We start from the raw sequence: 10,212 nt of genomic DNA, 5'->3' as shown, positions 1-10,212 counted from the left end.
GAAAAAACACCGCTTTGGGAAGACGTTCACGCTAACTACGAAACTGAAAATGAACGCATTCAGTTATCGAATTATCAGCGTGATCTTCAACTACGAAAAGTGAAATGATGTCTATGAATCACACACTCTATGTGCCATATCTTGTCCGAGCTAATACATATAAAACACAAAGCTGGCTTGCTTAACCTTGCTGATAATAGATACTCTGGCCTTCTCCTGTTTCGTTTATGTGTAATAATTTAGTTATGACACATAAACACTATATTTGAAGTTGGCCACTACATGAACTCGTTATTTCTATAAAACACTCGCTCTATCTAAGCAAGAAAGTGTTGTTTGGCCTTGCTGGTTATAGAGTTCAGCTATCTCCTCTCGGCCTTGTGCTTTTTTATCTAAACAATACAACAACTCGTTTGGGCGCATTAATTTTGCATTGATAGGTAGAAAATCAAGCTTATTATCATTCATATGCGTATTATCTAAACCAATAAACATACCAATATTACCATCAGGGTGATCAACAGACCATTCTTCAGGTGCACCATCCATGTCTAATTGTAGTGTAAGAAAACGGTGTTCTATGAGGCGCTCTTTAAAGTTATCGATATTAGGTATTATGCGGCCAATTGTTTGAATTAGGTTCATTTGCCAAGAGCTGCTAAATCTTTGAATGGATTCATTGGTTTCTATATATACCTCAAATGGTGTTTCAGGGCTTGATAAGCCACTTGTAGCAACGATCTGATTTTCCCATTCTGGTGGTGTAACCAAAACAATATTTCGCGTGCTGCCATGCCAATGAGGGTAATCTGCTAAATAAGGATTTAAAAAGCTCAGCTCTAATGTTTCGTTTATTTCACCGGCTTGTTGCCAATAAGATGATAATATTGCTTGCTCTGATTCAGTTTGTTGTTGAACATCTAAATTACTTTGCAAAAATTTACTCTTATCATAACTGCCTTTTTTCCATGGGCGTGTCATATCATTTGGTAGGCTTTCCCACGACTCTATGGCTAAATGAAAGTCGCTACTTAATGAGTCAAACTCTGCACCCTCGGCATCTAATCCAGTGTAGATTATATAATCTTCATCGAACTTAGTTTTAATGTCGTAACTACCATCACTTTCCAATTCAAAACGAGCTTTATTCCAAGGAATATCCGCTTCGTCTTTTTTCATCATTTTATAAAGTGCATAAAATGCTTCATCACCCTGAGAATTTTTCAGTACACCATCGACTATATCTATATCATAAATTTTTTCTTCGCCGCCGATATAGTAAGTTCCAGTCATAAAACCACAGGTGTTTTCTCGACTCAGACCGATATCACAATAAGCTTTATCCCACTGTTCGGGTAATGCGTTGAACATTGATTGGCCAATATGCTGGTGAATTTCTTCTGCTGAATTAAACATTGCTACTCCTAGAGATTAAAATTAAACATCCTGTTCAGTTAATTGGATATGATGTGCTTTAAAGCTGTTAATTAATTTTTTTGATGGATTACTGTGCTCTAAACCAATGACTTGTTTTAAGTTAGGTAGCAGTGGTAAGTCTTTTGATGCTTTGTTGCTTACTTTTAATACCTCATCTCCACAGCCTGGATCCCAAAAAGGCCATATCTGAGAATAAACTTCTGAGCCGCCATCGACACCGCAATCTTGTGTCAGAGAAGTGACTTTTGCTAACAGTTCCTCTGGGATATCAAGTCCTTTAAAGTAAGCGAGTACCTCGGGTATAACTTCATATCCTTCTTGCTCTTTATCAATTTCTCGCTGGTGGTATTCAGCTATAAACTCGGTAAGGTCAAACTTAGGGGTTAATAAATTTTTGTTATACATCAGCTCTTCAATAACAAGTAACTTAAAATGCAGATCGTTAAATTTGATTTTAGGTTTTTTATTAATCGGAAATGCTTTGGGTGTGTTTTTAAGAGCTAAAATTCTTTCGATAAGTTGTTCAAGCTGTACTTTTGTTTTACTGTTTGGGGTAAGTTTTGAAAGGTTCTCTAAAAATGTAATGGTATTATTTTTTACCATTAATTTTTTAGCAGCCTTGTTATAGCTCGTATTTATAAAGGCGTTTGGGTCATTTTTAATGTTTACTATTTCTTGGTTATATTCTTTAACTCGTTTTTTAACAATCTTAGCATTACCGTCACCCTTATTTAACTGGGTTATATAACTCTTTATTTTATCAATCTTCGTTTGTGGGTTTGGATAAATGCCATAGCCATTAAATACGCCTTGAGTTATAAAGTAATCAAGCTGCTCGTCATTCCAATGTGTAATATGAGTTGAAAGTAACGTTAAGATCTCTTTTGATTTTTTATATAAAAAGTCGCTTTTTTTGGTATAAAAACCAATTATTTCGCTTATTAAAATATAAAGTAGTAAATCACGATTTTCATCGTTTTGTTTGCTACATACAATGTCATTAATTAATTGTGTATATTTTTCTAAGGGGTCTGAGGCTGATGGTAATAAACTGATTAGAAGATTACTGGTATTTTGGTAAGGATAAGTATGTAAAAACTTAAATGCTAAATTGCCACCAATATGTTTTAGGCCTTCATACCCCTCACTGTGATAAGAAGGATGATAAAAATATAAAGAAATTAAATCACTCACCATCTCCCTTAAATCAGCGTCCTTTGCAGGTGTTGGGTTTTGGAACAGTTGCGTGTTTTTCTCAAGTAATAGCTGTTCTATTTCACTTTCTAATAACTCTGTGTGCATAAGCAAAGCATGATGATAATTTTTGTCAAAAATAACTTTATAATCTGATGAACTAAATAGCTGTAAAAAATAATATAATTTCGTAGGTTGGCTTTGACCTTCACGAAATAATCTTAACTCTTTAATTAGTGATGAATAAAGTAGCATAAGAGTTGCTTGATCAAAGACATCTTTCCAATGACGGTTTAAAAAATGACATAAGGTATCCATTAATAACTTCTTAACTTTACAAAAACACCAGTTAAGATTTAAATAATCATAACTTATTTAGGTAGTTAAAGTAATTATCAGTTATTTGGGTTAAAAGTGACAATACATAGATTAAATTATGTATTATTGTGTATTGATATTAAACGTTTATTCCGATTATTTCCCAGTTCTAAGTAAAGTATCAATATATGCTAGCTCTTCGCGAAAAAGACCGCTAAAGAATGTGGATTGTTCAACTTTTACGGCGTCATCGGGTTGGGCTTTGCTGATATCTGATAAGTTTTATTGTTAACCACCAGCATTCGTTGCTCGAAGTGTTTATCGCTGTTGTTAGAAATGATGACCATTTTATCTTTTGTAAATTAAAGCGATAGAGCGTTACGGGATATGGTCATAGGCTTGTTGCAGTGCGACTTGCTGTGATTGACTTAAAAATTTTGTCGTCATAATGCGTGGTCAGCCTCAGTTAAAATTAAAGGTGACATTTAATATTGAAGGTTAAGCAGGGCTATATGTGAGTCATGCAGCAGCAAAAAATGAAGCAGTAGTCATAACAAAATTGGGCTGACTCTTTACTGAATTATCAAAATACGATTGTAATTAGTTAGATAGTTTTGAGATATATTAGCATCAATATTTTAATATCAAGGTAGCCCATTGTTCTGGTCTTTTCTTTTTTACAATATTACCAATTTTATTAGCTATAAAGGGTAAAAACACACGTTTGCTAGATGATGGTAATCGTTTTTACTCATTAAGTATCATAACTGCTGGTAGCGGCGCATTGCACTATATTTCTATTCGACTGGTATGCAAGATGGCATAAAGTAATAGGTAAAAGAAAAAAGTCCCCAAAATTTTTCAGGTGTTGTTTAAGCTTTATTATATTGTATTTATAACATTTAGCTCTATGTTTTTTATTAGCATGCCTTATGGCATATTTTTATTTAAAAGGGAAAAAGATCAGAATGGTTAAAGAAATTTAGAGTCAGGAAATCGCGACTATTCATTAAGTTTTGTATGGCATTTCATGGTTTACTTCATTATAGCAGTGTATTTTGTAACTTTTATGCTTTGCGTATTTTTAATGTTTTACCTACATTATTTTTTGAATAATGAATCTAGATGATGGTGAGTGAAATGACTGTGGCCAGCTTACAGAGAAATTCAATACCAAAACTAAAATACAGTTTAGTTTGTGCTTTAGCTATATGATACTGTAAATGCACTCAGATCTAGGGTTATCGGGTTTTTATTGGCATATATATGTATATTGTTCTTGGTGCTCATATTAGCAGCTCAAACTGGGTGATTAATATGTATAATTTAGTTGCCGGGTGCGCTATAGCTTTTTCCCTGATTTATATTTTAGGATTAATATTTGCGTATAAATGTGAGTGATAATTTAATGATTTAGATATTTAATTTTTATTTTTAATGTCTAACTTAGTATTACTGCTATTTTCTAACAGTAAATATTTAATGTGAGTGTTAATGTTATTAAAAGATTAAAAAGACGAAATAAAAAACAATTTAAATACTAAAGAAGTCAGCTCTAAATTTTAGTCTGCAACAGACTCAGCAAGTATTAAATTATTAGCCGCAGTGAATTTTTTATAATATATAACTTACCTAATACATGGAGAAATATAAGGTGCAACTGCTTAAGCCTCTTTTTTTACTGAGCATTATACTGTTTAGTCAGTTTACGATGGGGGAAAGTTTATATTTTTATGTGGGAAAAGCGACTCCTTATCTTAGTGTATGCTCACTAAAAAATGATTTATCTGAAAGTAACTCAGTTGTTGATTTTACCAATGATTTACTAGGTAAAATCTATCACTCATCCGCAGAGACAGAGAAGGCTGTTATTGCTTTAGGTGCTAATGAATACCTTGATCAGTTGAGTTATCAATCTGCGCTTGGTGTTACTGAGGAATATGAGTTGTATACTTTGCGAAGGTGCGAGCGTTATGCCGTGAGCCTTTTAAAGAAACTATGCCCAGATAACGCGAGTAAATTTTTATTTTCTAAACTTACATGTACAAAGGCAGAACGCTATTTTAAATAAGAATAAAGCCCATTAATATCTTGCGTTCAAACTTGTAGTAGCATAGTTAATTTGGCTACCCATTAAAAAGAAATATTATGCTAGTAAGCATACAAATTTTGGTAAAAAATGACGAAATTAAGACGCGCAGCGTATTCTGCGGCAATCAAATTAGAAACAGCTAAGCTTGTCGTTGACCAAGGCGATAAACAATAAGAAGCAGCCAAAGCAATGGGTGGTTGTTAAAACAACCGTAAGTAAGTGGGTTACTCAATTAAAGCCAGAACGTAATGGTCAGTCACCAACTGCTTCACCAATGACACCCGAACAAATAGAAATATGGGAACTTAAAAAGCAAATCCAACGCATCGAATTAGAAAAGGATATATCAAAAAAGCTACCGCTCTCTTTATGTCCGACTCCCTGAACAATTCTCCTTAATTGAGAAGTTAAATCAACGGGAGCGTTATCCAATTAGCGTGTTGTGTAGCGTATTCAATGCGCATCGTAGCGGCTATAAATATTGGGCTATACGGGATACAACGCCGACACCTGAGCAATTAAGGCTGAATTAAAAGCAATACATGCGATGAGTGATGGTTTAGCAGGGGCAAGGACAATCGCTATAATAGCAACGAGTAATAAGTTTGAATTAAGCCGTTATCGTGCCGCTAAGCTGATGGTTAAACTAAAATTAAAGAGCTGCTAAGTCCCACAGCATCAATATAAACATGATGATAATGAACACCTTGAAATCCCAAATTTGCTAGATAGGCAGTTTGATGTTGTTGATCCAGATACCGTGTGGTGCCGTGATGTTACATATATTTACACAGGTAATTGCTGGGCTTATTTAGCCGTTATTGATTTATTTGCGCGTAAAGTTGTTGGCTGGGCAATGTCGTTGTCGCCAAAGACTAACTTAACGCTAAAAGCGCTTGAACTTGCGTATGAAAGTAGAGGAAAACCGGCTGAACTGATGTTTGATTCAGATCAAGGTAGCCATTATACAAGCTTACAATATCGCCAACGTTTATGGCGCTATGAAATCACAAAAGCATGAGTCGACGCGGAAACCGTTGGGATAATGCGCCAATGGAGCGATTTTTAGAAGCTTTAAAACGGAGTGGATGGCGAAGGTAGGATACTTTAGTACTTTATCGGTTGTATTTATACTTTATGAAGCGCATAACCCAGTAGTTCAAAATAGTGGTTAAGTGCTTCATTTGCTTTATTGATATGCTCACTATTTGGGTATATTAAATTACTACTTTTTAAGCCTCCCACCAAAAAGCTATTTTTTATATATGTGTGGCCTTCAATACAGGCTTCAAAACACCGTGCTGCAAGCTCTTCTGGCATGCTCATATAATTCATATTGTGGGCTTTATCGTGTTCTATACACGTTTGTACAAAGTTATTTGCATCAATACCATCTTCATCTAGAAATACATGTTTATAAAAACTGTTCAAAGCATTATTAAGTGGATGCGATAAATTAGGCGTGTTTGAAAGCCACAATTTTGAGGCAAAACCAAAGCGGGGTTTTGCTGCAAATAAGTGCTCGCTTATATGATGGTCAAACGCATGGAACCATTCATGAGCAAGTGCACCACCGCCTGCATTTTTTGCAAGAGCAAGTGTTTGAGAGGCTGCATTATAATGCGCTTGCACACCTTTTTGACCACCATGACCAAATGCAAAGTTAAGCTTGCCGCGCAGGCCAATAGCTTTGGGCGGTAAATGCAGTATTTGCGCAAGGTCGGCCAGTGCATCGTAAATTAAATTGGCGCTAATATAGCGCTCTTCTTTAGTTACCCATTTACCAACAACCATTGACCTAAAGCCGAAGGTATCTCTTATATCGCTAAAGTCGACTTGGTCGTCAAAGCGATAGTCGGGTCCTTGGCGAGTAAAGCCACGTTTTAGTCTGTTAGGGTAGTTACGCATTGCAAGTTTCATATAGTAACGAATTTAATCTAAGTAACGTGCTTTTACGTGCTCAGGCATGTGTTGGGTTTGTTTTTGTATTAATTCATTAAGCGCATTATAAAGTGGTGCGGGATTTAGCTGCTCTATTAAAAACAAACTATGCGCTACAGCTTCAAGTGTGGATAGGCTGTCGGCCCGAGGGGCTTTACGAATAGCATAACGATTTTTAGGTAGCTGTTTAAAACTGACCGTTTTAAATTGATTTAGTAATGTGGTGAGCTGCAAAATTTTGTAGACTTTTTTCCATGTGCCATCAACCACGATTAAATGGGTGATGTTTTTTACATTTGGCTGCTCAGTGTTATCGTCTAAATTTACAGCGTGTTCGTTAGGGTAGAGTAAAACAGTTGAGCTTACTGGCAGTGTTTTTAGTATGGAAAAGTCATCATTATTTTCGCCTTTGATTATTTGGCAATCAGTTAGGCATAAATTGAGTAGTTTAGCGGTATTTTTTGCTATTTTTTCCTCACTCGGGTGCTGTAGAATAATAACCGTAACTTTGTTGTTTATATTTGTAATTGCGTTGCAAATACAGGTGTTTATTGAAAAGTTACAATGATTACAAAGTGTGCGTGCCATTTAATAAACTTTTTGTTGCCAGTATGATCCTCGCAATTATACATTTATAAGGTAATTAAGTTGGTTTTTTTTACGCATCAATATAAAGTAGTACTATTAAACTGTAACTTACATGGATTGTTTTAAGGGCTTAAAATATGACAGAAATAAATATTGATACATCAGCATTAGAGAGTATGGAATCGTTATTGGGTGAGCAGTTTGCTGATACACTTGATTTTTGCTGCTCAGAGTTTGAACGTTTGGGCTCAGAAGTGTTAGCAACCATTGGTAAAGATAAAGAAGCAGCTATTCGCCACTCCCATAGCTTAAAATCGAATGCGGCGCAGTTTGGTGCTTCAAGCCTTGCTGAAGTATCGCGTGTTATTGAACAAAATTTAAACCTAGATAACTTAGCTGAAGCTATCGACGCATCTAATAGCTTAATGGCTCAAGTAACAGGCTCTCAAGCTAAGCTAAATGAATGGTTAGCATCTCGTTAATTATTGAAGCTGAAACGTGAATTTATTTCAGTATTAAGCACCTAAATTGACTGGCATTTTACGCCCTTACTAGGTTAGTCTAAAGACTCACTAGGGCGTGTTGATCTTTCGGGATTGAATTTGCAACGAGTGTCTGGTTTTTAGGTTAGGCAGAGCCTATGCAGTGTGGTTTTTCCACATAAATAGGCGATAACAACACATAAAATCCAAACACGCATTGCCCAGAGGGTTCTTCCTAGGGGCTATTTTCTCTTTGTTACTCAATTTTTACTTAGCCCACTAGGTTACAAATCTCGCGCCGCGATTAAATCGCCCCTAGGTTGAACAAATTTAATCCATAAAGTCAATACGCCCTAAAGAGGTAAAAATGTCTGATATTAAAAAGAGTCACAAATTAGAAGGTGTATGTTATGACATTCGTGGGCCGGTTTTAGCACAAGCTAAAAAAATGGAAGACGAAGGTCAAAAAGTATTAAAATTGAATATAGGTAATCCAGCTGCTTTTGGTTTTGATATGCCAGAAGATATGCACCGCGATATTATCCGCAACTTATATTCAGCCCAAGGTTACTGTGACTCTAAAGGCCTCTATTCAGCCCGCGTGGCTATTTATCAGCACTACCAACAACGTGGATTACATAATTTAGATGTAGATAGTATCTATATTGGTAATGGCGTAAGCGAACTTATTCAGATGATCACCCAAGCGCTATTAAATAATGGCGATGAAGTGCTTATTCCAGCTCCTGATTATCCACTTTGGACTGCTTCTGTCACATTATCGGGTGGTAATCCGGTGCATTATTTATGTGATGAAGAGCAAGATTGGTTTCCGGATATTGCAGATATAAAAAGCAAAATAACGTCTAAAACTAAAGCTTTGGTATTAATTAATCCTAATAATCCGACAGGTGCGGTTTACAGTGATGATTTGTTAATGCAATTAATTGATATAGCGCGTGAACATAAACTGCTGTTATTGAGCGATGAGATTTACGAAAAGATTTTATACGATGGTATAACGCATACTTCAATCGGCTCACTGTGTGATGATGTACCAATCATTACTTTCAATGGTTTAGCAAAAACCTACCGTGCAGCGGGGCTAAGAATGGGGTGGATGGTTCTAAGCGGTCGTACCTCGGTAATGGATGATTTACGCAAAGGCCTTGAAATACTTTCATCTATGCGTTTGTGCGCCAATGTACCTGCGCAATATGCAATTCAACAAGCGTTGGGCGGCGTGCAATCAATTGATAATTTAATTAACCCAGGTGGGCGCTTATACGAGCAGCGCGATATTGCATGGCGCGGGTTAAACGCTATTGAAGGTATTAGTTGTAAAAAACCAAAAGGCGCGCTCTATGCGTTTGCCAAAGTAGATACAGCACTTTTTAACGTTAAAGATGATGAAAAGATGATGTACGATTTGCTAAAAGCCGAAAAAATATTACTTGTACATGGCAGGGCGTTTAATTGGCCCGAGCCGGATCATTTTAGATTGGTATTTTTACCAAGCAAAGATGATTTATCGGATGCGATGTTAAAAATGAAGCGTTTTTTTAAAGACTATCGTCAAGTATAGTTATTTAAAAAATAAAAAAACGAGCCAAATTTGGCTCGTTTTTTACTTTAGTCATGAATATATTGGCTAATACGCTTTATCTACACGCACCGTGTTGTCGTTCAAGTACACTAATCTTACATTATCGCCTTTGCTAAAGCGCATTGATTGGTCTTGATCTTGAACAACCATAAACTGGTCGCCGTTTTCAACTTGTATTAATAACTCTACAAAATGATTTTGCTGATAATGACTTTGCTGCTGCCTATTGTGTGCAACACTGCCGCCAATTACCGAGCCTAATATTGTTGCTACTGTGCGGCCGCTACCGCCACCAAACTGGTTGCCTACAACACCACCGAGTAATGCACCGCCGAAGGTTTTCCAGCCGTTGTTTTTGTCTTGAATGATTTCTTGTTCGGTAATATTGCGTACCGATTTTACGTCACCAAATAAAACTTGCTGCACAGGGACTGCTTTATTGCGCTCGTATTGAGCAAAAGTTGGCGCGCTCACACTAAGTAGGGCACACATTATTAATATTATAGCTTTCATAATAATCTCCTATTGGTAGCCTTTATGGGCTTATTAGCCCG

General features: G+C 36.1%; 8 protein-coding genes and 1 pseudogene. 4 read left to right on the top strand and 5 right to left on the bottom strand.

Annotated elements, in window-relative coordinates:
- Positions 1-297 precede the first annotated feature (297 nt).
- Positions 298-1,416 carry a hypothetical protein gene (locus H5118_RS12400; RefSeq protein ID WP_182693541.1) on the bottom strand — a complete coding sequence of 373 codons (1,119 nt, stop codon included), beginning with the start codon at positions 1,414-1,416 and terminating at the stop codon, positions 298-300.
- A gap of 21 nt (positions 1,417-1,437) precedes the next feature.
- A complete protein-coding gene (locus tag H5118_RS12395; protein ID WP_182748995.1) occupies positions 1,438-2,949 on the bottom strand; it encodes a DUF6892 domain-containing protein in 1,512 nt (503 codons plus the stop codon).
- Positions 2,950-4,603: 1,654 nt separating this feature from the next.
- Between H5118_RS12395 and H5118_RS12390 the strand changes: the two genes are divergently transcribed.
- Together H5118_RS12390 and H5118_RS20660 are read left to right on the top strand one after the other, a co-directional pair.
- The gene (locus H5118_RS12390; RefSeq protein WP_182736060.1) at positions 4,604-5,020 is read left to right on the top strand and encodes a hypothetical protein; all 417 of its coding nucleotides are present in this window, start codon (positions 4,604-4,606) and stop codon (positions 5,018-5,020) included.
- Between the two features lie 108 nt (positions 5,021-5,128).
- Positions 5,129-6,153 (top strand): annotated as a pseudogene (locus tag H5118_RS20660) (IS3 family transposase); the annotation flags it as partial.
- Positions 6,154-6,169: 16 nt separating this feature from the next.
- Here H5118_RS20660 and H5118_RS12375 read toward each other — a convergent pair.
- Together H5118_RS12375 and H5118_RS12370 are read right to left on the bottom strand one after the other, a co-directional pair.
- The gene (locus H5118_RS12375) at positions 6,170-6,949 is read right to left on the bottom strand and encodes a CLCA_X family protein (protein ID WP_182748996.1); all 780 of its coding nucleotides are present in this window, start codon (positions 6,947-6,949) and stop codon (positions 6,170-6,172) included.
- A 24-nt stretch (positions 6,950-6,973) separates the two neighbouring features.
- Positions 6,974-7,570 carry a tRNA-uridine aminocarboxypropyltransferase gene (locus H5118_RS12370; RefSeq protein WP_024597610.1) on the bottom strand — a complete coding sequence of 199 codons (597 nt, stop codon included), beginning with the start codon at positions 7,568-7,570 and terminating at the stop codon, positions 6,974-6,976.
- Between the two features lie 137 nt (positions 7,571-7,707).
- On the opposite strand from H5118_RS12370, the gene H5118_RS12365 reads away from it, so the two are divergent.
- Positions 7,708-8,052, top strand: coding sequence for an Hpt domain-containing protein (locus H5118_RS12365; RefSeq protein WP_002959674.1), 345 nt, complete (start codon positions 7,708-7,710; stop codon positions 8,050-8,052).
- A 367-nt stretch (positions 8,053-8,419) separates the two neighbouring features.
- Complete coding sequence (locus tag H5118_RS12360) at positions 8,420-9,637, top strand: pyridoxal phosphate-dependent aminotransferase (protein WP_024597609.1); 1,218 nt, start codon at positions 8,420-8,422, stop codon at positions 9,635-9,637.
- Positions 9,638-9,703: 66 nt separating this feature from the next.
- Here the strand turns inward: H5118_RS12360 and H5118_RS12355 are convergent, their stop codons facing one another.
- Positions 9,704-10,171, bottom strand: coding sequence for a glycine zipper 2TM domain-containing protein (locus H5118_RS12355; RefSeq protein ID WP_002959676.1), 468 nt, complete (start codon positions 10,169-10,171; stop codon positions 9,704-9,706).
- Positions 10,172-10,212: the final 41 nt, after the last annotated feature.

It is taken from the genome of Pseudoalteromonas sp. SR41-1, from assembly GCF_014164015.1.
GTDB lineage: Bacteria > Pseudomonadota > Gammaproteobacteria > Enterobacterales > Alteromonadaceae > Pseudoalteromonas > Pseudoalteromonas distincta.
This window is presented reverse-complemented; position numbering and strand designations above follow the sequence as displayed.

Bases quoted from the DNA above. Each gene is read 5' to 3' on its own strand.
- H5118_RS12395 (WP_182748995.1), bottom strand. From the start codon at position 2,949: ATGGATACCTTATGTCATTTTTTAAACCGTCATTGGAAAGATGTCTTT.
- H5118_RS12360 (WP_024597609.1), top strand. From the start codon at position 8,420: ATGTCTGATATTAAAAAGAGTCACAAATTAGAAGGTGTATGTTATGAC.
- H5118_RS12400 (WP_182693541.1), bottom strand. From the start codon at position 1,416: ATGTTTAATTCAGCAGAAGAAATTCACCAGCATATTGGCCAATCAATG.
- H5118_RS12370 (WP_024597610.1), bottom strand. From the start codon at position 7,570: ATGGCACGCACACTTTGTAATCATTGTAACTTTTCAATAAACACCTGT.
- H5118_RS12375 (WP_182748996.1), bottom strand. From the start codon at position 6,949: ATGCGTAACTACCCTAACAGACTAAAACGTGGCTTTACTCGCCAAGGA.
- H5118_RS12365 (WP_002959674.1), top strand. From the start codon at position 7,708: ATGACAGAAATAAATATTGATACATCAGCATTAGAGAGTATGGAATCG.
- H5118_RS12355 (WP_002959676.1), bottom strand. From the start codon at position 10,171: ATGAAAGCTATAATATTAATAATGTGTGCCCTACTTAGTGTGAGCGCG.